Origin of the sequence: Salinisphaera sp. LB1 (genome assembly GCF_003177035.1) — a bacterium.
Classification (GTDB): domain Bacteria; phylum Pseudomonadota; class Gammaproteobacteria; order Nevskiales; family Salinisphaeraceae; genus Salinisphaera.
On record NZ_CP029488.1, the window covers coordinates 3,308,704 to 3,332,180 of the forward strand.

Annotated in this window: 19 protein-coding genes; 11 read left to right on the forward strand and 8 right to left on the reverse strand. The window is 63.7% G+C overall.

The genetic code is table 11. The features are described 5' to 3' along the window. Window positions 1–320: 320 nt before the first annotated feature. The 6 genes from SALB1_RS14830 to SALB1_RS14855 all read right to left on the reverse strand — a co-directional run bounded on the left by SALB1_RS14830 (window position 321) and on the right by SALB1_RS14855 (window position 6,636). Window positions 321–746 carry a VOC family protein gene (locus SALB1_RS14830; protein ID WP_109994549.1) on the reverse strand — a complete coding sequence of 142 codons (426 nt, stop codon included), beginning with the start codon at window positions 744–746 and terminating at the stop codon, window positions 321–323. A gap of 83 nt (window positions 747–829) precedes the next feature. After that, a complete protein-coding gene (locus tag SALB1_RS14835; RefSeq protein ID WP_109994550.1) occupies window positions 830–1,582 on the reverse strand; it encodes a DUF47 domain-containing protein in 753 nt (250 codons plus the stop codon). A gap of 18 nt (window positions 1,583–1,600) precedes the next feature. Then, window positions 1,601–2,635: an inorganic phosphate transporter gene (locus SALB1_RS14840; RefSeq protein ID WP_109995473.1), complete on the reverse strand. Its 1,035-nt coding sequence runs from the start codon at window positions 2,633–2,635 to the stop codon at window positions 1,601–1,603. Between the two features lie 176 nt (window positions 2,636–2,811). Further along, window positions 2,812–3,621, reverse strand: a complete 810-nt coding sequence (gene ppk2, locus SALB1_RS14845) for a polyphosphate kinase 2 (protein ID WP_109995474.1) — start codon at window positions 3,619–3,621, stop codon at window positions 2,812–2,814. Between the two features lie 285 nt (window positions 3,622–3,906). After that, window positions 3,907–4,971 (reverse strand): hypothetical protein, encoded by a 1,065-nt coding sequence (locus SALB1_RS14850; protein WP_109994551.1) that lies wholly within the window; start codon window positions 4,969–4,971, stop codon window positions 3,907–3,909. A 360-nt stretch (window positions 4,972–5,331) separates the two neighbouring features. Continuing rightward, window positions 5,332–6,636: a GGDEF domain-containing protein gene (locus SALB1_RS14855; protein WP_199678821.1), complete on the reverse strand. Its 1,305-nt coding sequence runs from the start codon at window positions 6,634–6,636 to the stop codon at window positions 5,332–5,334. 514 nt (window positions 6,637–7,150) lie between these two features. Here SALB1_RS14855 and SALB1_RS14860 point away from each other — a divergent pair. Beyond that, on the forward strand, window positions 7,151–7,636 hold the full coding sequence (locus SALB1_RS14860) for a glutathione peroxidase (protein ID WP_109994553.1): 486 nt from the start codon (window positions 7,151–7,153) through the stop codon (window positions 7,634–7,636). 108 nt (window positions 7,637–7,744) lie between these two features. On the opposite strand, the gene SALB1_RS14865 is transcribed toward SALB1_RS14860, so the two are convergent. Further along, a complete protein-coding gene (locus tag SALB1_RS14865) occupies window positions 7,745–8,443 on the reverse strand; it encodes a type 1 glutamine amidotransferase domain-containing protein (protein WP_109995475.1) in 699 nt (232 codons plus the stop codon). A gap of 463 nt (window positions 8,444–8,906) precedes the next feature. Here SALB1_RS14865 and SALB1_RS14870 point away from each other — a divergent pair, with 463 nt between their 5' ends. Both SALB1_RS14870 and SALB1_RS14875 read left to right on the forward strand, forming a co-directional pair. Beyond that, the gene (locus tag SALB1_RS14870; RefSeq protein WP_109994554.1) at window positions 8,907–9,848 is read left to right on the forward strand and encodes a cobyrinic acid a,c-diamide synthase; all 942 of its coding nucleotides are present in this window, start codon (window positions 8,907–8,909) and stop codon (window positions 9,846–9,848) included. After that, window positions 9,832–11,046: a toxic anion resistance protein gene (locus tag SALB1_RS14875; RefSeq protein WP_179950672.1), complete on the forward strand. Its 1,215-nt coding sequence runs from the start codon at window positions 9,832–9,834 to the stop codon at window positions 11,044–11,046. Before SALB1_RS14870 ends, SALB1_RS14875 begins: the two co-directional genes overlap by 17 nt. Before the next feature lie 129 nt (window positions 11,047–11,175). Here SALB1_RS14875 and SALB1_RS14880 read toward each other — a convergent pair whose 3' ends face one another. Further along, window positions 11,176–12,990 carry a DEAD/DEAH box helicase gene (locus tag SALB1_RS14880; RefSeq protein WP_109994555.1) on the reverse strand — a complete coding sequence of 605 codons (1,815 nt, stop codon included), beginning with the start codon at window positions 12,988–12,990 and terminating at the stop codon, window positions 11,176–11,178. A 739-nt stretch (window positions 12,991–13,729) separates the two neighbouring features. Between SALB1_RS14880 and SALB1_RS14885 the strand changes: the two genes are divergently transcribed. From SALB1_RS14885 to SALB1_RS14920, 8 genes are all read left to right on the forward strand, one after another. Continuing rightward, window positions 13,730–14,854, forward strand: coding sequence for a diguanylate cyclase (locus SALB1_RS14885; RefSeq protein ID WP_109994556.1), 1,125 nt, complete (start codon window positions 13,730–13,732; stop codon window positions 14,852–14,854). Between the two features lie 219 nt (window positions 14,855–15,073). Then, entirely contained in the window at window positions 15,074–16,450 is a 1,377-nt protein-coding gene (locus tag SALB1_RS14890) for an NAD-dependent succinate-semialdehyde dehydrogenase (protein WP_109995477.1), read from the forward strand. A 531-nt stretch (window positions 16,451–16,981) separates the two neighbouring features. Continuing rightward, window positions 16,982–18,217, forward strand: coding sequence for an EAL and HDOD domain-containing protein (locus SALB1_RS14895; RefSeq protein WP_109994557.1), 1,236 nt, complete (start codon window positions 16,982–16,984; stop codon window positions 18,215–18,217). A 543-nt stretch (window positions 18,218–18,760) separates the two neighbouring features. Then, window positions 18,761–19,981, forward strand: coding sequence for an amino acid ABC transporter substrate-binding protein (locus SALB1_RS14900; RefSeq protein ID WP_109994558.1), 1,221 nt, complete (start codon window positions 18,761–18,763; stop codon window positions 19,979–19,981). 75 nt (window positions 19,982–20,056) lie between these two features. Continuing rightward, a complete protein-coding gene (locus SALB1_RS14905) occupies window positions 20,057–20,932 on the forward strand; it encodes a branched-chain amino acid ABC transporter permease (RefSeq protein ID WP_109994559.1) in 876 nt (291 codons plus the stop codon). Then, window positions 20,929–21,894 carry a branched-chain amino acid ABC transporter permease gene (locus tag SALB1_RS14910; RefSeq protein WP_109994560.1) on the forward strand — a complete coding sequence of 322 codons (966 nt, stop codon included), beginning with the start codon at window positions 20,929–20,931 and terminating at the stop codon, window positions 21,892–21,894. The genes SALB1_RS14905 and SALB1_RS14910 overlap by 4 nt, the downstream gene beginning before the upstream one ends. Further along, window positions 21,891–22,646: an ABC transporter ATP-binding protein gene (locus tag SALB1_RS14915; RefSeq protein ID WP_109994561.1), complete on the forward strand. Its 756-nt coding sequence runs from the start codon at window positions 21,891–21,893 to the stop codon at window positions 22,644–22,646. Before SALB1_RS14910 ends, SALB1_RS14915 begins: the two co-directional genes overlap by 4 nt. Then, the gene (locus tag SALB1_RS14920; RefSeq protein WP_199678822.1) at window positions 22,643–23,359 is read left to right on the forward strand and encodes an ABC transporter ATP-binding protein; all 717 of its coding nucleotides are present in this window, start codon (window positions 22,643–22,645) and stop codon (window positions 23,357–23,359) included. The genes SALB1_RS14915 and SALB1_RS14920 overlap by 4 nt, the downstream gene beginning before the upstream one ends. The last annotated feature ends 118 nt before the right edge of the window (window positions 23,360–23,477 follow it).

Below are 23,477 nucleotides of genomic sequence, written 5' to 3' on the forward strand. Positions count from 1 at the left end.
ACCACCGTGGCGCTGGCTCCGGGTGCGACCTATCGAAAGGTTGGCCGACCGAGTCGGTGGAAAACAACAACTACCGGCCAGAAAACAGCAGTTGCCGCCCAGCGTCCGATCGGCCCGCTTCGAGCACGAGACGGCGCAGCAAGAGGCTGCGCGAGCGGCCCTGCAGCGTATCGATCAGATCGTGCACAACCTGGCGCGTGATTTTTTCAGTCGCTGACTGCGAGGCGTTCCTGCGTTGTGGCATCGCCGCGCTGGGCGCGCACACGCCGGGGCCGGGGCCGCGCGGGCATCTCGTGTCGATCCTGGATCACCGGGCCGGTCTATGTCGCGAAAAGCTGACCGCGATCCTTGAATGCCTTGAATTCGAGCGCATTGCCGCAGGGGTCGAACAGGAACATCGTCGCCTGTTCGCCGGGCTCGCCCTTGAAGCGGATATACGGCTCGATCACGAACTCGGTGCCGAGCGCGCGCAGTCGTTCGGCCAGCGCTTCCCATTCGGCCCATTCGAGCACGATGCCGAAGTGGGGCACCGGCACGTCGTGGCCGTCGACGGCATTGGTATGGGCGTGTGCCTGGGCGGGCGTCTTCGGGTGCTCGTGAATCACGAGCTGGTGGCCGTAGAAGTCGAAATCCACCCACTGATCGCTGGACCGGCCCTCGCGCAGGCCGAAGGTCTCGCCATAGAAATTGCGCGCGGCCGCCAGGTCGTGAACCGGTATCGCCAGATGAAAGGGGGAGAGCGCCATGCTGTCGCCTTGAGTTGACTGGGCCCTTCAGTGTAGCCGCAAGTCAATGTGGCGCCACGAGATAAACGCGTCGATCGGCGCGCTCAGGCGATCTTGGCCACGATGTCGTGAAGCACTTCGCCGGCTCGGGCCACGCGGTCTGCGCCGTTGGACATGTGCCGATACACCTCGCGGCGTTTGAGGATTTCCAGAACGAAGCCGACCGCCGAGCTGACGGCCGATGTTTCCCGCGCATTCAACTCGCCGGTCAGAACCGCCAGCGCGTCGGCGCTGCGTTGTTGTTCCGGTGTCAGGGTTGCTCGGTAGTGCTCGGCGTCGAACAACTCACCGAGAGCGCGGCGATAGACTTTTTCTGTGGCACGCTCGGTTTTTCGAGCCGCGTCGGCATGCTGCTCGGCCGTCAGCGGGTCATCGGCAAGGCAGGCAAAGCCCTGCTGCAGCGCCAGTGCACCGCGGTGCATCAGATCGGCCATGGCACGAGTGTGTTCGTCCGGCTCGAGCTGGAGCACGCGCATTTCCTGAACCGTTGCCTTGGCATAGTTGAGGATCTCATCGATGGCGGCAATCGAGCGGTACACATCCTCGCGATCGATGGGGGTGGCAAACGCGCGATGCAGGGTGGTCATATTGTCGGCCTTGAGCGTGTCACCTTGCTTTTCCAGGGCCAGCACGCGCCGGGCGACGTCTTCATCGGCGCCTTGCATGTAGGTGACGAAGACTTCGGTTGCGGCTACGGCAAGGTCGCATTGCGCATTCAGACGGGCATAGAAATCCGGGGTGCGCGGGAAAATGCGCCCCAACCAACGGCGGGTCCGAGATTCCGTATCATTGCCCATGATCGTCCGTCGTTGTGCTCAATGTGTAACCGTCAATGCCAGCCAGCATACGCTGGCGCCGGCGAGCGCCGCGCCGGGCAGGGTGATTACCCAGGTGAGCACGATCTCGCGTGCCTTGAGCCAGTGTACCTGGCGCACGTGCTCAGACGCGCCGATGCCCATGATCGACGAATTCACCACGTGTGTCGTCGATACCGGCCCGCCGAACAACGACGCGCCGAACACCACCGCGGAGGACGTCATCTGGGCGTCCAGGCCGTGGATGGGGCGCAGCTTGTAGATGCCGAAACCTACGGTGCGCACGATTCGCCAGCCGCCAAGGACCGTGCCCAGGGTCATGCACGATGCGCTCAGCGCGATTACCCAGACCGGCACCCGAAACGCCGGCAAAACGCCGGCCAGCAGCAGCAGCAACGTAATGATGCCCATGCCTTTCTGGGCGTCGTTGGCGCCATGCGAGAAAGCCAGCGCCGCGGCCGTCAGCCATTGGCCCTGACGTAGTCGTCGATTGACCGAGGGATGTGCGGCCCGCAGCAGAAATCGCATCAGCCGATGAACAAGCCAGCCGATGAGGAAACCGGCCGGCGGTGACAGCAGCAGGGACAACAAGACCTTGGTCACCCCCATCATCTGCCCGTGTGCCAATGCGTCCATGCCCCAGTTGACCGCGCCGGCGCCGGTGCTGACCCAAACCGCACCGACCAGACTCCCGACCAGCGCGTGGGTGGATGACGACGGCATCGCCCACCACCAGATGATGACGTTCCACACCACCGCCCCCAGGACGCCGCAGACGACCACGAGGACACCGAGCGAGCGCGGCAGGCCGCCGAGGTCGACGAACCCGCCGATCGTATCCGCCACCGCGGTGCCGGCGACGATCGGGCCGGCGAATGTAAACAGGCCCACCAGGATAACGGCCTGCAGCGGCGTCATCGCCCGCGATGCCACCAGGGTCGCGACCATGTTGGCGGCATCGTTGAAGCCGTTGGTGAAATCGAACGCGAGTACCACGGCGATGCCGGCGACCAGCAGTATGGCGAGCGTTGTCATGGGGTCCTGTGGCGGACCACCGGCCGGCCCGGGCCGCCGGGACGGGTTTCGGGTCGACATCCAGGCCGGGGTTGGCGATAGCGCTGCCGCTGGCGCGCCGGTGCCTCGCACACCGGGGCGTGCTCAGTTCGTGACACGGCGGGTTTGGAGATCGATGGCGGCTCGCATGCGGGGCATCAGGCCGCGATCATGCCGTTTTTCAGGCACGCTTCATCGTAGGTGAACACCACATCGGGGTTGGGCAGAACCAGGCTTTCGTCCTTGCCGTCGTAGTCCAGCCGCAGCAGCAGATCCTTGATTACATTGAGGCGCGTCACCCGCTTGCGGTCGGCCCGCACCACGGTCCACGGCGCCAGCGGCGCATGGGTGCGCGCGAACATTTCATTGCGCGCCTGGCTATAGGCGTCCCATTGCCGGACCGCCTCGGCGTCGATCGGGCTGATCTTCCACTGTTTGAGCGGGTCCTTGCGACGCTCGTCCAGGCGTTCAGTCTGCTCGGCCTGGCTGATGTCGAGATAGTATTTGAACAGTTTGATGCCCGAGCGGACCAGCATGTGCTCGAAATCGACGACCGTGGCCATGAATTCCTCGTACTGCGCGTCGTCGCAGAACCCCATCACTCTCTCGACACCCGCCCGGTTGTACCAGCTGCGGTTGAACAGAACGAATTCTTCGGCTATCGGCAAATGCGCCACGTAACGCTGAAAATACCAGGCGCTGCGATCGGCCTCCGACGGGCGCCCCAGCGCGACAACGCGCGTCTCCCGCGGGCTCAGATGCTGGACGATGCGCTTGATGGTGCCGTCCTTACCCGCCGCATCGCGGCCCTCGAAGATAACCAGAATCTTCTCATGGTAGCGAATGAAGTGGCGTTGCAACTTCACCAGTTCAATCTGCAGGCGGCGCAGCGTGTGCTTGTACTCTTTCTTGGGGATCGCCGCGACCGGCGGTACGGTCTGTCGGGCCGGAGAATGCTCTGTACTCACGAACTCGCTCCCTTCACGGCGCTTTGTGCGCGGTATCACGAATGCAGTGCGCGATGGCCGTCAGGTTCGATCATAAGCGACGCCCCGCATCGACGTCTTCCCGGCGCGACTCAACCCGGCACCGGATAGCCCGCAGGGACCGCCTGACCCGCTGGCCGGATAATCGTCACTGGGCGTTTTTGGCCCTTGCGCGACCGCCCCGCGGCGGTGACAAGGACCGCGCCACATGCCGGCAGATGTCACTGCGTTGCCCGGTCGTCGCCACCGGGCGAGGGCGATGGGACCTCAGTAGTAGCCGTAGGCGCCCAGATCCAGGGCGAGGGCGTCGGCGATTCGGCGATTGCCCTCGGCATAGTGTCGCCGGATGGTTTCGGCGGTGTCGGCACGCAGTTCAATAGCGGAACCGCGCCCGGTCAGCCTGGGTGGGATGGTGATTTCGAACCTGCCGCGCCGCGACTTGAATGCCAGCAGTGGCCGTAGCGCCCAACGGTCGCGCCCCATCGAGCGGGTATTGGAAGGACGCCGGTTGAGTTGCGTGTCGATCGCGGGCGCATTCAGAAAGCGCCGAACCGTGTGGGCGAATTCGTCAAAGGCGCTCGCCATACTCTCGATCGGCAGGAAGCACACGTCCTCCGCTGGCAGGACGCGGGTCAGGCATTCGTGCAGCGTTGCATACTCCATTGGGTAGAACGTGTTATCCGCGCCGGCTGGTGGGCCGGAGAGCAGACGCGCAACCCGACGTTCGAAGTCTTGTTGCGAGGCGCCGATGATCTTGCGGGACAACTGCACATAGCTGGAGGCCAGTAGCAGATCCTGGCGCCGGATCATCAGCAGGATGCGAACGCGCGCGAATCCCAGTTGGCGCGCCCGGTGGTCGAATGCCGCGAGATTGTCGCGCAATCGCCCGCGTTCGAACGCATCCGGCATGGCGCGGATGCCGAAATGATTGAGCCGCGTGATCGCTTCCTCGGAGATCAGCACCGATCGTTGCGCTCGCCCCTGCCTGAGAAAGGGCGACAGGAATTGCTGCAGAAAGGCGTCGCCGTGGTCGCGCCAGAACCCGGGGTGTTTTTGAAACGCATCGGAGAACCGGCGAACCCCGTAGCGGTTGCGGCGATAGCGATAGGCCGGGAGCCTGGCGTTTTGCGCCCCGGGCATCAAATACTGCCCGGGCATGAGGTGGGGGAAGACGTGGCCGTGCAGATACGAACTGGCCGCCTTGGGCAGGCCGATATGTAGATACAGTATCGGTTCGGATGGTGGCCCGCTCGCGTTCGTGGCGGCGGTGGGCTGACTCGTCGTATCGGCGTCCGCGCAGGCGGCCTGCGCCAAGGACTGGTCGCGGTTCATTTTCACCCGAGTAGAAGTCGATTATCGATTTTCGCGATTATCTCAGCCATGTGTGGGCGCAATGTAACAAAAAAAAGACGCAACAACCTGAAAACAGGGCAGATATATGGTAGTTACATTTAAATCCGCGAAGATGCCGTGCCACGTTTCGGCCTGCGATATCCAGTGTTGTGCCCGGATGTCTGGCCGGATATATCAGAAGGGCTGCGCGCCTGCCGCAACGCACGTGACGGCGTTGTGGCGACCTGGATGCCAATGGCAGGCAGGCAACGGCGGCGCCGTTGATGGACGCATCTGGGGAACACGGGCCCAGGCTCGGTCGACGCGCATGGTCGGCCTCAAGGTGAGCTCGCGTGCGGCTCAGCGCGCCTGCTTGTCGCGGTACATCGCGGCATCGGCGTGATTCAATAGCGACTGCTCGTTCGGGCCGTGCTGCGGGTAAATGGCGATCCCGATGCTGACACCGAGCGTCACCCGCTTGCCGCCCAGGAAGAACGGCTGGCTGAGCACGCGGCGAATGGCGTCCGCCACGATCTCGGCCTGGTTGACGTGGTCGCTCCCGCGCAGCAGCACCACAAACTCGTCCCCGCCGTAGCGGGCGACAATATCCGATTCGCGCACGCAGCGCAGCAGACGTTTGGCAGCCAGACGGAGAACGCGGTCGCCCGCGCCATGGCCGTGAATATCGTTGATGGGCTTGAAACGATCGAGGTCGAGATACAGCAGTGCCATGTTTCGACCGGCATTGCAGGCCGCACCGAGCAATGCCTTGAAGCGCTCATGGAAGAATCCGCGGCTGACCAGGCCGGTGAGCGGATCGTATTGCGCCATGCGTTGTATGCGGTCCAGCATCTGTTTACGTTCGATGGCGCTCGCGATCTGCGTCGAGACGAACTGCAGCAATTCCCGTTCGGCGTCGCCGTAGATACTGGTGTCGCCATGGCTCTTGATCACGAGCACGCCGATGGCCCCCTGGCTTGCCACCAGCGGCACGCCCAACCAGTAACGCGCCTCGATCTCGGCGGCGGCCTGAAGGTGCGCCGGCAGCTCGGCCCGCAACTCCGGGGTGACCAGCAACTCCCTGCCGCTGCGAATCACTTCCGCGATCAGCGAATCGGGCGCCAGTGGCCCGATCGGCGGTGCTGATTCGGGCTCGTCGACATGATACGGCAAGGTCACGCTGTCATCTTCGGCGTCATACAGGGCGACGAGAAAGTTGGGCGTGCCGAGCAGTGCGTCGATGATCGCGTGTATGCGACGTAACAGGTCGGTCAGATCACCCGCGGCATGCGCTGCCTCCGAAATCGCGTAAATCGCGGTCTGGCGCGATTCGGCCTGCTTGAGCTCGGTGATGTCACGCGCCAGCCCCACGCGTACCTGGTCCGCTTCCGACCAGCGCGCCGACCACATGATATGCGCGATGCTGCCGTCCTTGCGCCGGTAGCGGTTTTCGAAATGGGGCTGGAGGGCCCCGTTCATGATGCGCTCGGCGATATCCCGGGTGCGCTCGCGGTCCTCGGGAATCACCAGATCCAGTACCTGGCGCCCCGCCAGCTCCGCCGGGGTATAGCCGAAGATCCGCTCACATGCCGGGCTCGCCGATACGATGCATCCCTGCGCGTCCACGATGCATAAGGCATCCAGCAGCAGATCGGAATAGTTCATCACGCCAGCTTCACACCCCGAGCGGCTAAACGGCATGACAAAGCGAGCCGTGCCGTGTGTGCCAGAGCCAGTAAATGGGGTGCGATGTAGCCACGACGAACGGCGCGATAAATCGCTCCGGGCCGCGAGCAGCGGGTACTCTGCAAACGGTCAAATCCATCCCCCGGAACGATATCTTCGAACGCGGACCATTGCTCGGCGCGCATCAAGTTTAACCCGCGGCGCCGCTCCGGTGAAGATTGTCGGCGCGGATTTTCGATGAACGGGGCTGCGCAGGCGCGCGCACGACTGCTGAGGTGGTCCACGATGTCATCCATCGGCGCGGCATTTTTGCGCGCCGCGCGGCCCGCATTCGTATAAGCTGGAGCGTTGGCTTGGCCCGGCGTGGATCCCTCGGCCGGCAATGCTACGGTGGTGAGTCAGCGGGGCCAATCGGTGCGGTAAGCGGGATTTTATCTGGGCTTCGAGCCGTGGAGGCCCGGGCGGTCTGTCTCATTCGGCGCGAGAATCAGTCATGTCCATTTACGACATCCAAGTTGCCACCATCGACGGTCGGCGTATTCAGCTCGATACCTACCGTGGCTGCATCATGCTGATCGTCAATGTCGCCAGCGAATGCGGCTTCACCCCGCAGTACGCGGGCCTGGAGGCACTCTACCGGCGCTACGCGGACGACGGTCTCGCGGTACTCGGTTTCCCCTGCAACCAGTTCGGGCAGCAGGAGCCGGGGGGTGAGTCCGAAATCCGGAATTTCTGCGCCACGCGCTACGACATCACGTTTCCGCTATTCGCCAAGATCGATGTCAACGGCTCCAACGCGCATCCTTTGTATCGGCACCTCAAAGCCGAGCGACGGGGCTTGCTCGGCCGGCGGATCAAATGGAATTTCACCAAGTTTTTGGTCGATCGCGACGGCGATGTGCGCGAGCGCTATGCGCCCACCGACAAGCCGGAAAAGATCGACCGCGATATCAGAGAGTTATTGGCCGGCAATACATGAAACGATCGCGCCATCGGCGATGACGTTTCGCCGCGCCAGCCGCGCGGCGAAACGGCGCACCGAATAACGGCCGCGCCGGCGAATCGCCAGCGTAGCCGTCGCAACGGGCTATCGACCAGCCGTCAGCAGATCCCGCAGGGCCTCGCCCACGCCGGTGGCAGACTGAGGGTTCTGCCCGGTGACCAGTCGACCGTCGACGACCACCTGCGTCGCCCAGTCGTCGGCCGGCTCATGCGTCGCGCCGCGCTCGACCAGCCGGCTGGCCAACAGGAACGGGACCACGTTCTCCAGCCCGACCGCTTTTTCCTCGGCGTCGGTGAATGCGCTCACGCGCCGGCCCGCAACTAGATGGCGACCATCGCCGAGCGTCACGTCCACCAGGGCCGCCGGCCCGTGGCAGACCGCGCCGACGACGCCGCCCGCCTCATAGATCGCGCGGGTCTTGTCGTTGACCGCCGGGTTGCCCGGAAAATCCCACATCGCGCCGTGGCCACCGGCGAAGAAAATCGCCGAATAGTCGGACGGATTCACGTCCGCCAGCTTTTGCGTACTGCGGATCGCCGCCCGAAACATGGGATTGTCCCAGTAGCGCCGGTTGGTCTCGTCGTCGAGGTCGAAGCCGTCGACCGGCGGCTCGCCGCCCTGAATCGAGGCGAAGGCCACGGGGATATCCGCCGCCTCGAGCACCGACACGGGGTGGGTCACCTCGCCTAGGAAGAAACCGGTCGGATCGCCCGACTCGCCCTTGGTGCCATGACTGGTCATCACGACGAGTACGGGTTTGATCGATTGTTCTGTGTTCGCCATGGAATGCTCCATTGGTTCGGCTCGGAAAACCACCGAGTCGTGAAAGATAACGCTCAAGAGATGGCGCCGATGGCCGCAGAATCAACCGAAGCGGCCGTGGCTGGTTCGGTTTAGCGTGGCTTGCTAGCGCCCAGACTCGGATGCCGGGTCATGTGGGCAAGGGCATGGCCGGGGTATGATAATTGCTGTACCGGCCGCCCGCCTCAGCGTGGGACGCGCGGTTCGATCTGTGCTGCCATATCGCTCAAACGTCAGTGTCACGGGTTTGATACGCCGTGGCTATCGCCCCGCAATGTCAGCAGGCATTCCACGGCGAGGTACGCGCCGGTGGGTGTTTTGCGCACGGGTGGATATGCCCCCATATCGGCGATTGGGAGCCAGTTGCCGCAGGCTCTGAAGCGGGTAGTTGCGATGGGGCGCCGGGGCCTGTCGCGGTGCGATACGAGGGCCTAAACTGCACGACATGTTCGATTTTCTTCAGGGCTTTGCATACGGGCTGTTTTTGTCCTGTCTGCCGTGGTTTCTCGCCGGCATGCTCGATCCGCGGCTTGCCGTACCCACCGAGCCGCCAACGCGCTGGCGCGTCATCCTGCGTTATGCCTTCGGTATTCCGTTTCTGGCGTTCGTGCTGTGGCTGACCTCGCTCTGGGGTGGCTTCTCGCCGAGCTTTCTCGGCTGGGTTGCCGGATTGGCGGCGCTGGCGGTGGAGATCCCGGCGGAACGCGGTTGGCGCCGTTGGCGCGCCCGGCGCGAGGCAAGACGGCGTCAGGCGGCGGCACAAGCCCGGGCCCGCCAGCAGCGCGCCGATGCCGAGCGCGCCCGGCGCGAGGCGGGCGTTGCCGAACTGGATCCGGCCGCACCGCCAGCGGACGCCGACGACGTCGTGCTGGCGCTGTGTCGCGCCAAGCAGGCGCTGCTCGAGGCCCGGCGCGCCGATCTGGCCGGTCATGCCGATCGCGTTTATACACGCTACACCCGCGTGCTCGACGTGCTGAGGGACAAATTCGATGCGCGCGAGGTGACCTTCGATCGCTCGCGAGCCATGGTGGTGCAGGTTGGGCTGACGGCGGCGGATAACCTGCGCGCCATGGGCGCACTGGCGGCCGGTGTGGCCGGTATCGACGCCGCCTATGTGCGCCGGCGCCTGGCCGAAATGGGCCCGCGCGGCGTCGCCGATGAACGCGACGCGCTGCAACGCCGGCTCGATCTGGTGGCCGACACCGAGCGCCGCCTGGCCGAACGGGCGGCGACCAACGAAACCGCGCTGACCACACTCGACAACGCAGTGGTGGTGATGTCGCGGGTGAACACCGACCGGCCGCGGGCCGAAGTTGGCGCCGAGCAGGCGCTCAACGATCTCAAACGCTTCATCGACAAGGCAGAGCGCTATGGACACAACACCTGATCGAGACCGTGGCGCGCGAACGCCGCGCAGCCCGCTGAGTCTGTCGCTGCCGGTCGACGAGATCGCCAGCGAAATCGAGTCGGAAAGTCGCCCGCGCCCGGAAGCCGAGGCGGAGGATCCCGAGCTGGCGCGTACCGCGGATGCGTTCGTGGCGGATGTGCTGGCCATGGACGAGACCGAGGCCGCGAGCGCGCAGGCCAAGCGCGAAGCCGTGGACGGGATGGGCGCCGAGGTGCAGCGTCAGGCGGCCCACCGCAGCGCCATGCTCGACACGCCGATCCGCCAGCTCGCCGAGCACGGGCGCGACGGCGGGCCGGTCGCCCAGGCGCTGGTCGGGCTGCGTACGCGTATGGAAGACTTGAACCCCAATCGCCACAAGCTCGCCGATGGCCGGCTTGCGCGTACTTTTTCGTTCATCCCCGGCGTGGGTAATCGCCTGGCGCGCTATTTCCAGAAGTTCGAGACCGCACAGGAAGCCATCGATGCCATTATCCGCGACCTGGAATCCGGTAAGGATATGCTGCGCCGGGACAATCTCACGCTGGCCGACGATCAGGATGCGCTGCGGGAAACACTCGGCCAGCTCCAGCGCCAGATCGAGCTCGGCCGGCTCATCGACCGGCGCTTGAGAGCCGCGGCCGAGGAATTGTCCGAGGACAACGCCAAGCGCCGGTTCATCGAGGAGGAACTGCTGTTTCCTTTGCGCCAGCGCATCGTCGACCTGCAGCAGCAACTCACCGTCAGCCAGCAGGGTGTGCTGGCGCTCGAGGTGGTCATCCGCAACAACCGGGAACTGATGCGCGGGGTGGATCGTGCGCTCAACGTCACGGTTTCGGCGCTCAACGTGGCGGTCACGACCGCGCTCGCGCTGGCCAACCAGCGGCTCGTGCTGGATCGTATCGAATCGCTCAACCAGACCACTTCGGACATGATCGCCGGCACGGCGAAACAGCTGCGCTCGCAGGGCGTGGACATCCAGAACCGCAGTGCCTCGGCCATGCTGGACACGGCGCAGCTCGAAAACGCCTTTGCCGATGTCATCGGCGCCATCGACGAAGTCTCGCGGTACCGGCGCGAAGCCCTGCCGAAGCTCGACGAACAGATCCGGCGGCTCGAGGACATCGGCCAGCGTGGCAAGCAGGCGATCGACGAACTCGATCGCGGCAACGCCGCGGCACGCGCCGAGAACGCCGTGTAGTCGCTGTCATCGGGCCGCCCCCGTGCGCCGCGCGGGCCCGGGTGTTCCGAATCGACGCCGCTGACCGGCTTGGCGCCGACACAGGCCGGCGATGCCGAGTGCGTCGCGGGCCAGGGCAGGGCCCATCGCTTACGGTGTTTTGGGTTTCGGCTTGGGTTTGCCCTTGTTTTTGGTCGCCGCCTTCTTCTTGGCCGACTTCTTGTGGCGCGGCTTGTCCTTGGCGCCGGCCGGTTTCGCCCGAGGGCCCGGGGCGGCGCTGCCAAAGCTGTTCTTCACCCGGCTGATCGCGAGCTGGCGATTGGCGACCCAGACGGTTTTCAGATGCGCGAAGACTTCTTCCGGCATACCCCCGGGCAGGTCGACGAGGCTGAAGTCGTCCCGGATTGCGATTCGGCCGATGTCCTTGCTGTCCACGCCGGCTTCGTTGGCGATCGCGCCCACGATGTTGCGGGGTTCGACCCCGTGTTCGCGACCGACCTCGATGCGGAAGGTTTCCATGCTCAGGGCGCCAGTCGCGGGTTGTTTCCGGCGCGCCGGCCTGTCGCCGCCGTCGTCGCTGTCGTGAAAGGCCTGTCCGGCCGATTTGGCGACGGGCGCGGCCTCCAGTGACAGCGGTTCCCCGCCCTGGGCCAGCCGGGCCAGGGCGGCTGCCAGCCGGGTCGGGTCGACGTTGTGTTCCTGGCGGTAGGTTTCGACCAGTTCCACGAACGGCTCCAGGCCACCCGCTTCGAGGGTATCGGTGATGCTCTGCTTGAAGCGTTCGACGCGCTGTGCGTTGACGTCGGCCATGGTCGGCACGTCCATCGGCTCGATGGCCTGGCGCGTGGCCCGTTCAATGTTCTTGAACAGGCGTTTCTCGCGCATGGTCACGAACAGGATCGCATCGCCCTGGCGGCCCGCGCGCCCGGTGCGGCCGATGCGATGCACGTAGGACTCGGTGTCGTGCGGGATATCGAAATTGATGACGTGGCTGATGCGATCCACATCCAGTCCGCGCGCCGCGACATCGGTGGCGACGATGATATCGAGCTGCTTGTTCTTGAGCTGGGTGATCGTGCGCTCACGCTGCGCCTGGACGATATCGCCATTGAGCGCGGCACAGGCGTAGCCACGTGCCGAGATCTTCTCGGCCAGCTCGTCGGTGGCCTTCTTGGTCCGCGCGAACACCAGCATGGCGTCGAACGGTTCGGCCTCCAGCAGCCGGGTCAGCGCCTCAAGCTTGCTGATGCCGCCGCCCACGATCCAGTAGCGCTGCCGGATATTGTCGGCGGTGGTGGTGCGGGTCTTGATCGTGACTTCCTGCGGATCGCGCAAGTGTGTCTTGGCGATCCGGCGGATGGCGCTCGGCATGGTGGCCGAGAACAGCGCCACCTGCCGTTCGGGCGGCGTGTTTTCAAACACCCATTCGACATCGTCGATGAAGCCCATGCGCAGCATTTCGTCGGCTTCATCCAGCACCAGCCATTCCAGGCTGTCCAGCCGCAGTGTGCCGCGCTTGAGATGATCGATCACGCGCCCCGGCGTGCCCACCACCACGTCCACGCCGCGCTTGAGGGCGGCCAGCTGCGGCCCGTAGCCCTGGCCGCCATAGATCGGCAGCACATGGAAGCCCGGCATGAACGAGGCATAGCGCTGGAATGCTTCGGCGACTTGAATCGCCAGCTCGCGCGTCGGTGCCAGCACCAGAGCGCGCGGCTGCTTGCCCGCCTCTTTGCCAAAGGGCAGCTTCGACAGGATCGGCAGGGCGAACGCCGCTGTCTTGCCGGTGCCGGTCTGCGCCTGGCCCAGCACATCACGCCCGGCCAGCAGGGGGCCGATCGTGGCGGCCTGAATGGGCGAAGGGGTTTCGTAACCGACGTCGGCCAACGCCTTCATGACCGCATCGGAAAGGCCCATGGCCGAGAATGGTATGCGATCGTTTTCGGGTGTACTGGGGGAGGACATTCAAAGCCTGCAGACTCGGGCGCCGTGTTGCGCCGGGAAACCGCCGCGCCAGCTCGGCGCGGAAGCGTCTAGTTTAACGGCTCTGGCGCCGCTGCGTGTGCAATGTTCGTACGCACGCGATGTCGCCGCGGCCCTGCAAGCGTCGCCCGGCGGCTTGGCCCGGGATCGCAGTTGAGACGGGCCGACGCGTGCCCGGTGGTGCCACGCCGCGGCCCCGTTCACCGGCGACGGGCCGATACTGCCCACCTTCGTCGCGCGCACGGCGTTGTGCGCAGGCCCGGCGCGAAGCTGTGGTGGCCCACCGCGTTTGTCACCATCCGTAACGGCGTGGCCCGCTGGCATCCGGCGGAATCGGACATTGACGCCAGCGCGCGCGTCTGTCGTGCTGAGACCAGTCTGGACAGCGCCAAACCGGCGGGGCGCCATACGGTCTGTGTCGACAGCGTGGCCTCGGCGACCGGTCCGCGCGGACGCTTCGATCTGCCCTGCGATCACCCCTTCCGGTCGAGGGGACGTTGTATCATTCTCGGCGTGTTGGTCGTCGCCGGCCGGTCCCCGGTCGGCGGCCGGCCGAACGCCGACCCGGGACCAATGAACCCGGCGGGCCGGCCCCGGCCCGCGTCCATTGCGTGCCGAGATCGCCTGAAAATAGAAGGGCGAGGTAAGGTCTTGTATTGTCGGCCTGCAGCGGGATGGCAAGGGGCCGCGTTCTGTTGTTTGCGATTTCGGGGTAACGACAATGCCGAGGTATGTTGCGAGTGGACGTTACCTCCATACCGCGGTTACGACCCTGCTTTCGCTGGCCCTGTTTGCTTCGGCCAGTGCCACGCTGATGAACGTGCTCAGTGCCCCGCATCGCCCGCTGGACATGATCGTCCCGCCGGTGATGTTTGTGTTGTTCGCCGGGCTGCTTATCGCATTGCTCCGGCGTCCGCGGTGGTTGTTGGCCATCGCCCGAATCGCGCTGCTCGCTTCGAGTGCGGCATTGATCGTGCCGACGTGGTTTTACACCACCCAGGCGATCGTGACCCCCGGGCTCCAACTGGTCACGACGTTGCCGCCGATATCGGCGCTTTTGCTGGTGCTGATCGTCATGGTGATGATCTTCTTCCCGGGGCGGCAGGCGCTCGGCATGGCTTTGCTTGCCTGGATACTGGTCGGGGTGCCGGTTCTGCTGTATCTGTTCGGCCATCCCGCTGAGATGTGGACGCCCCGCGGTAGGGCGCTGGTGATGACCTATGGTCCGGTGGCCGTCATGCTCGTGGTCCTGTTACCGATTCTGCGCGGCATGAGCGGAACGATAGAACGCCTCGTCTCCGACCGCGTATGGATGGAGGCGCTGATCAACCAGGACCCCTTGACCGGCATCCACAACCGGCGCGTGGGCGAGCAGGTGCTGCGCGACTGTCTTGTCGAGCAGGTTGGGGCCGGTTTGATCATGTTCGACCTGGATCGGTTCAAGGCAATCAACGATACCTACGGCCATACCATCGGCGATCAGGTTCTGACCGTCGTCGCGGCCCGGTGCAAACAATTGTTGCGGGCCGACGCCTGTGTCTCGCGCTGGGGCGGCGAGGAATTCCTGGTCGTTATCCCGGGTGCGGATATCACTGGCGTATGCCGTCTGGCGGAACGCCTGCGCGGGGCGATCGCCAACGCCCCGATCGGTCCCGTGTCGCGGGTGACCGCGTCTTTCGGCGTCACCATGCTGGCCGCCGGCGACACGCTGGCCAGTGCGCTGGAACGCGCCGATCGGCGGCTATACGAAAGCAAACAGCGCGGCCGTAATTGCGTGGTGTCTACGGCGGCGCTATCGGCGGGCGGGCAACCCACGCCGGTGACACCCCTGGATGGCGTGGGATAGATCCGACGGCGATTGAGTACGCCGCAGGCGGTCGAGTCGGGTAATTCGCACCCACGGGGCCCGCGTGTCTGCCCATTTGCGGCACAAGACAACGCGCCGGAAATCGCCGCCTGCCTTGAAAAACCGATCGTTTAACGGCACCTAGATACGGAACGCATTGGCGTGCGGTCGATTATGGTCGACCCGCTTCGCGCCCAATCCAAAATTCTGGAGTCCTGTATGACGGCCACCGTCAAGAGCATCAATCCGGCCAATGGCCAGACCATCCGTGAATTCGACACGATCACGGACGAACAATTACAGCAGAAGATCGAGCAGACCCATGAGGCGTTTCTCGACTGGAAACAGCGTTCGTTCGACGAGCGCGGTGCCATCGTCCGCAAGATTGGCGAACTGCTCGTCTCGCAAACGGATCGATTGTCGCGTCTGATGACCGACGAAATGGGCAAGCCCATCAGTCAGGCGCCGGGCGAGCTTGAACTCTGCAAGGGCATCTGTGACTACAGTGCCGACCATGCCGCCCAGGTGCTGGCCGACGAGCCGCGCGATCTGCCCGGCGGCCGCGCAGTGGTCACGCATCAGCCGATCGGCGTCATTTTCGGCATCCAGCCCTGGAACTTTCCGTTCTATCAGGTGATTCGCTATACCATCGCCAATCTGATGGCCGGCAATACCGTGTTGCTCAAGCACGCGCCCAACGTCTGGGGCTGCGCCGAGGCGCTCGAGCAGATCTGCCGCGAGGCCGGCCTGCCCGAGAACGTGTTCAACGTGCTCTATATTCACGATGAACAGGCCAGCCAGGTCACCAAGCATCCGCTTGTGCGTGGTGTCACCTTCACCGGCAGTGCAGCGACCGGCCGCAAGATCGCCGCCGATGCCAGTCAGCATCTCAAGAAGACAGTGCTGGAACTGGGCAGTAACGACGCCTTTCTCGTGCTCGAGGATGCCGATATCGACAAGGCTGTGGATGCCTGTGTTACCGGCCGGATCAACAACAACGGCCAGACCTGCGTGGCGGCCAAGCGCTTTGTGGTGGTCGATGCGGTGTACGAGAAGTTCCGCGATGCTTACGTCGAAAAGATGAAGCAGGTGGAATTCGGCGATCCGGCCGACGAAAACACCCAGCTCGGCCCGCTCGCGCGCGAAGACCTGCGCGACAAGCTGCACGAACAGGTCAAGGAATCGGTCGCCAATGGCGCGACCTGTACCCTCGGCGGCGAAGTGCCGGATGTTGAAGGTTTCTTCTATCCGGTCACCGTGCTGGAAAACGTCAAACCCGGCATGCCGGCCTACGATGGTGAGTTGTTCGGCCCGGCCGCCTCGCTCATCCGGGCGAAGGACGAAGCCGATGCCATTCGTATTGCCAACGACTCGGTCTACGGCCTGGGCGGCGGCATCTTTTCGGAAGACGAAAAGCGTGCCGAGCGTCTGGCGCGGGACCATTTCGATACCGGCATGGTCAGCATCAACGGCTACTACATCGCCCAACCCAACCTACCGTTTGGTGGTGTCAAGGACAGTGGCTACGGCCGCGAACACGGTGGCTTCGGCATGCGCGAATTCGTCAACAGCAAGTCGCTCATGATCGCGCAGTAGTCGACGGTCCCATCAACTTCCTGTTCGAACCGTCCGGTCGGACAGGGATCCAAAGCCCCCGGTTTGGGCCGGGGGCTTTCTTGTGTGTGGCGAGTTCGTTTCGAGTTCAGCGCAGCTCGGGTTTTCGAGGTGTCTGTTGTTTCCGGCGCGCAACGATCCGGCGATCGAGTCTGGCGTATCGGCACCTGGGCGAGCGCGCGTGGCGGTATTGCTTCGAGGCCGACAGGCTTCGATAAAAGGTGCCACGGCCATCTGTAAAGTTCGGTCATATCGCGCCGATATATGACAACGGCGTGACGATTCAAGTCCCGACCTGGACCAGTCTCGATCTTTCCAGAGCGAGTGCCTCCAGGATCTCTGTCGTCGTTTCGTGCGAAGTCGAATCGCGGTGCTGACTTCGGCGAAAAGACAGTGCGGGTGTATTGATCACCCGCTGCACGAATCTGACGGTTGCCCCTTTTCGCTATCGGGAATGCGTGGAAAAGTGACGGTGCCATCGCCCCGTTGATCACAGCGTTATGAGGGACGCTCATGGCCACGACAGAATTGGAAATTCTCTTTGCGCGTCAGCCGATCTACGATCGTTCGCTAAGCGTTGCCGGTTTCGAACTGTTGTTTCGTGAACCTCGTACGCCATCCGATACCGTGCCGAGTGAGTTCGATGGCAACGTCGCGACCAGCCGCGTGCTGCTCAACGCCTTCATGGAAAGCGATATAGAAGAGATCTGCAACCACACATCGGCATTCGTGAATTTCACCGGCGATACATTGCTCGGCGAGATCCCGTTTTCGCCCGCGCGGCTGGTGATCGAAGTGCTAGAGGATGTGGCAGCGACGCCAGCAGTGACGCGGGCGCTGACGCAGTTGAAGCAGCAGGGTTATCGCATCGCACTGGATGATTACGACGCGCAGGGGACGGATCATCCGTTGTTGCCCTACGCCGATATCGTGAAGCTCGAATACCCCAGTTTTTCGGAAAGCGAACTGAATCGGACGGTGGAGATGCTGCGGGCCGCCAGGCCCGGTCTCACCGTGCTGGCCGAGAAGATCGAGGTGCCGCAGGACTACAGGGTAGCTTGCGGAGCCGGATGCGACCTCTTCCAGGGCTATTTCCTCGCCCGGCCTGAATTGGTGTATGGCAGGTCCATACCGGTCAGCCGACTGCATGTGATCCAGCTACTCGCGGCATTGAACGATCCCGACGCCAGTTTCGACCAAACGACAGCCGTCATTCGCAACGATGCCTACTTGAGCCTGCGGCTACTGAAATTGGCCAACTCGGCACTCTATCGGCGGCTGTCGGAGATCACCTCCCTGAATGCGGCCGTCATGGCTCTGGGCCTGGGGCGTATTCGGTCGCTGGCCAGCCTGCTGGCGCTATCGCGGCTGCAGGACAAGCCGCATGCCCTGCATCAGCTCGCGGCCACGCGCGGGCTGATCTGTCAGTTGCTGTGCGCGCGGCTGCCCGAGGGCCCGGAAACGGGATTCACGGTCGGGCTTTTCTCTTGTCTGGATGCGCTGCTGGATCATCCGCTGGCGGAAATCCTCGAGCCGGTGCCCCTGAGTTCGAGGATCACGGCGGCCTTGCTACGATACGAGGGCGCGCTCGGGCTCATCCTGCATACCGTCATCCGGCATGAGCAGGACGACTTCGATGCAATCCGCTGGGACGAACTCGCCGAATGGGGTATCGGCCCGGCCGAGCTGATGGAGGCATTCAGGCGAGGCACCGTTCTGGCCGGCGAGCAATCGTCGGCGATCATGTGAGCTGCCGACCGAACTGCTTATACGAAACCATGAAGCGAGCGTGGGTGTGTAGCGGCCGGCGCATCAGCGGTGACAGGGGCGCGAGCCGTGCGATCATGGCCTGGACGCAAGCGGACCCGATGATTTTGTCGCGATCCATTCATCCGGCACATCCGCGCTCATCAAACACGGTGACGCGCCAATGGCGGGCCCGAACGCCTTGGGTGCCCGTTTACCCGCCGCAGGGACGGTCTCCATCCGGCGGGAATCGCCCCAAGGCCGCGGTCCAGTCAGTGGCCCCGGCTTGTTGCGACCGGCATTTGCTCTGGCTTGGCAAATCGATTTGCACCAAATCGACCACAACCGAATCCAATTCGCCTATAGTTATCTCAAGCCCGCTTTCTGCCAGGCGTGCCGTTGGGGGAGGTTAATTCGGTTCCTTGCCGTCCGGCCTCGATATGAGGGTCGGCGCAGGCCTGCGTGTCGTCTCGGGTACGTGCCCGGATATCCGACAGGCCATTCGGTCCGGGTTAACTCGAACGAGATCAATCGAGGAGAACAACAATGCGCAAATCATTAATGGCGGCACTGCTGGTGGCCAGTGCCGTGCTGCCCGCCGCGGGTCTTGCCCAAGCCAAGACCCTGACCATCGGCTTTACCTCGTCGGAGACGGGCAAGCTTAACGCCGACGCCACCCCGCAGCTGCGCGGCTTCGAGATGTGGCGCGATCAGGTCAATGCCAATGGCGGCATCAAGGCCGGCGGCACGGACTACAAGATCAAGCTCAAGTACTACGATGACCAGTCGAAAGCCGGCCGCGTGCAGCAGCTGTATAGCCGGTTGATCCTGCAGGATAATGCCGACTTTCTATTCAGCCCGTATTCCTCGGGCCTGACCTCCACCGCGGCCGTGGTTTCCGAGCAGTTCGGCAAGATCATGCTGACCACCGGGGCCGCCGAGGGCAAGACGTACAAGCTCGGCAACAAGTATCTCTTCCAGATGTATACGCCTGCCGCGCAATACCTCAAGAGTGCGCTGGAGGTGGTCAAGGCGAACAACCCGAAGGCGAAGATCGCGCTGGTCTACTCCAACGACGGTTTCTCGCAGGGGGCAGCCGCCGGCGCGGCGGATGCGGCGAAGTCGATGGGGCTGAATATCGTACTCAACCAGTCCTATTCGCCCGACACCACGGACTTCGGCCCGATCATCAACAAGATCGTGTCCTCCGGCGCCAATGTGCTGATTGGCGGTGGGCACTATGCCGACGGCAGTACGCTGGCTCGCCAGCTCTACGACAAGAAAGCCAATCTGGAGTTCATTTCCCTGCTGGTGGCGCCGGATATCCCCAAGTTCGCATCGCTGGGCGAAGCGGCCGAGGGCGTGACCGTGCCGTCGCAGTGGGAACCCAGCGTGGCCTATAAGCCGGACTTCGGGCCGACCGCGTCGCAGTTCACCACGATGTTCCAGAACAAATACCACACCACGCCCGGCTATCATGCCGCCGGCGGCTACGCGGCGGGTCTGGTGCTGCAGCATGCCATCGAGCAGGCGGGTTCGATCAAGACCGCCGCGGTCGCCAAGACGCTGAACGCGATGGACGCGACCACGTTCTACGGCCATATTCGCTTTGCCACCAAGGCCGACGAGCACGGGCTGCAGATCGGCCACGATATGGTGCTGGCACAGTGGCAGCAGGGCAGTGACGGCAAACTCGAAAGCAAGGTGGTCTGGCCGAAGTCGGCCAGCAATGCCGCGATCGTGTATCCGCTGAAGAAATCGCACTAAATCCGGGTCCGGATCCGGGTCGGGGCCAGCGCTGGCCCTGACCCGGTGGCGTCATCCACGGCAGGGGCCGTCTCAATGTTCTATGACTTGATCGCTTCGTTGGTCAACGGAGTGCTCGTGGGCGCGATCTATGGGCTCGCGGCCATCGGGCTCACGCTTATTTTCGGCGTGATGAACGTGATCAACCTGATGCACGGGGCCACGATCGCCCTGGGCATGTTCGCGCTGTATTTTCTGGTAACAGCGGCCGGACTCAATCCTTATTTGTCCATTCCTGTAGTGCTCGCCGGTGGATTCGTGTTCGGGGTGGGGGTGTACTGGATTGCGGTTCACCGGGTGATTGGTGGTTCCGACCTGATGACCCTGCTGGCCACATTTGCCGTAAACATGATCATCATCGGTATCGGCACCGCGGTCTGGAGCACCAGCCCGTACAACGTGGACGTGAGCGTGCCGCAGCTGACGGCGAGCCTGCATGGCTATACCATTCCCGGTACCCAGCTGGTGGCGGCGGCACTGGCCGTGATCCTCGCCGGCCTGCTGTACGCATTTCTTTATTACACCCGGCTGGGCAAGGCCATCCGCGCGGTGGCCAATAACCGTCAGGCTGCCGAGCTGATGGGCATCAATACCCAGTGGGTGCTGGCTATATCCTTCGGGATCGGTATTGCGGTGGCCGCGGCGGCCGGGCTGCTGATCGCCACGCTGTTTCCGTTCACCATCCTGTCGGGCGCAAATTACGAGCTCAAGAGCTTCGTGGTGGTCGTGCTCGGCGGTTTGGGCGATCCCGCCGGCGCGTTGCTGGGCGGCATCCTGCTCGGTTTGATCGAGGGCGTCAGCGCGCCGTTTGTGGATGTCAGCTGGACCCCGGTGATCGAGTTCACGCTGTTCGTTCTTATTCTGGTGCTCTTCCCGAAGGGCCTGCTGCGTTTCGGGCGGGGTAAGCGATGATTCTCAAGCGACCCACATTGTGGATCATTCTGCTGATCGCGGCGGCATTTGCGTTGATCCCCGCGGTGACCGGCGACATCGCCCTGCGCGAAAGCCTGCTGCTGGGGGCGGTGTATATCATCCTCGCGTCGAATCTGAATCTGATGATCGGCTACACCGCCTACGTCAATTTCGGCAATATCGCGTTCTTCGGCCTCGGCGGCTACATCGGTTTGTATGTGGTCAACACGCTGCATTGGTCGCTGTGGCCGGCGTGCCTGATCGCGGGTTGCGTGGTGAGCCTGCTGGCGCTGGTCCTGGGCAGCGGCATTCTGCGGCTGCGCGGCGCCTATTTCGCACTGGCCACGATCGGCGTCAACGAGGCGGTCAAGGCGTTCGTCACCAATTTTCAGCCGTTCGGGGGCGCCAGCGGAATGTATCTGTCGTTTTCGAGCTTCAACGCGTTGGGTGGAGCCCGGCACGCGCTGTGGCTGGCCTATTTCGCCATGATTGCGCTCATGGCGCTGTCCATGATCCTGAGTCTGGTGATCAAGCGTTCGCGCTTCGGGCTGGGCCTGTTCGCCATTCGCGAGGATGAGGACGCAGCACAGGTTCTGGGTGTGAAAGCGCCACTGTACAAAAGCCTGACCTACGCCGCCTCCGCCTTCATTCCTGCCATGGCCGGCACGATCTATTTCTTCAAGAACGGGGTGATTCTGCCCGAGCAGGCGTTCGACTTGACGCTGTCGATCGAGGCCATCGTGATGCTGATGCTCGGCGGCCAGGGCACGGTCCTCGGCGTGGCGTTGGGCGCCTTCGCCTACGAGCAGTTCCGCGGCTATCTGCTGGTGTCGTCGACTTTTTCGCAGTTCCAGCTGGTGGTGGCCGGCATCCTGTTGCTGTTGATCGTGCTGTTCCTGCCGGAAGGCTTCATGGGCTGGGTCTATCGCCGCGTGCCCCGGCTACGCAAGGTGATTGAATGAGCGCGATACTGGAAGTCAGCGGACTCAGCAAACGCTTTGGCGGCGTTCAGGCGGTCAACGGTGTCGATTTCGAGATCGCCGAAGGTGAAATATTCGGCCTGATCGGCCCGAACGGCGCCGGCAAGACGACGCTGTTCAACCTGATCAACGGCGTGATTCCGCCGGACACCGGCGAGGTGGTGTTCAAGGGCGAGACGATCACGGGTATGGCGCCGTATAACGTGGTTCGCAAAGGGCTCGCTCGCACGCATCAGATTGTGAAACCGCTCAACGATATGACGGTGCTGGATAACGTCACCGTCGGCGCCTGTTTCGGAGCCGAGCATCTGCCGCTGAAGGCGGCGGCCAAGGCGGCCCGTGAAAGTATCGAAACCGTGGGGTTGGCCGATCGTGCCGAAATGCTGGCAGGGCATCTGAACATCGCCAGCAAGAAACGGCTCGAAATCGCGCGCGCTCTGGCCGGGCGGCCGCAGTTGTTGCTGCTCGATGAAACCCTGGCGGGCCTGAATCCGACCGAGGTGGAACACATGATCGGCGTCATCCGGCGCATCCGCGAGGAGCGCGGTATCTCGATCCTGATGATCGAACATCTCATGCAGGTGATCATGCAATTGTCGGATCGGATCATGGTATTGAACTTCGGCGAGAAACTGGCGGAGGGCCAGCCGGAGGAAATCGCCCACGACAAGATTGTCATCGAGGCCTATCTCGGCGATGCCGACCTGGCCAACCGCCTGATGGAGGAGTCGTGAGCGAAGCCCTATTGCAACTCGAGGATGTGGAATCCGGTTACGGCGAGCTCCAGGTGCTCTGGGGCGTGAGCCTGCAGGTGCAGCCGCATGGCATGACCACATTGGTCGGTGCCAACGGTGCCGGCAAGACAACATTGCTGCGCGCGGCCACCGGCAGTATCAGCGCCTGGCGCGGCCGGGTGCGTTTCGACGGTGAGGACGTGACGCGTTTGTCGGCGCACGACAAGGCCAGCCGTGGGCTGATTCTGGTGCCCGAAGGCCGGCAATTGTTCAATGACATGACGGTCGAGGAAAACCTCGAACTCGGCGCCTACGCCAAGCGCGCGCGGCAGAAATTCTCGGCCAGCCTCGAGCGCGTGTATAACTATTTCCCGCGCCTGAAGGAGCGCCGAGACCAGAAGGCCGGCACGTTCTCCGGCGGCGAGCAGCAGATGCTGGCGGTCGCCCGGGGCCTGATGGCCGATCCCAAGGTGCTCATCATCGATGAACTGTCGCTCGGGCTGTCGCCGTTGCTCACGCAGCAACTGTTCGGGACCCTGCGCGAGCTGAAGTCCGAGGGACTGACCATTCTTCTGGTCGAACAGAACCTGCACCTTGCACTGGCGCTGTCCGATTATGCCTATGTACTGGCCGAGGGCCGGCTGCATAGTCAGGGCCCGTCGCGCGAAGTCGCCCGAGATCCGGAGGTTCGCAAGGCCTATATGGGCGTGTGATGCGTTGCCGGGTGCGACGAAATAGCCAGGCCTTGTGGACAGACCTTGCGCTGCGTGAACGCGCCCGCGGTCCCCGCAATAACCGGCGCAACAACGCCTGCGGCCGGGCGGATATCAC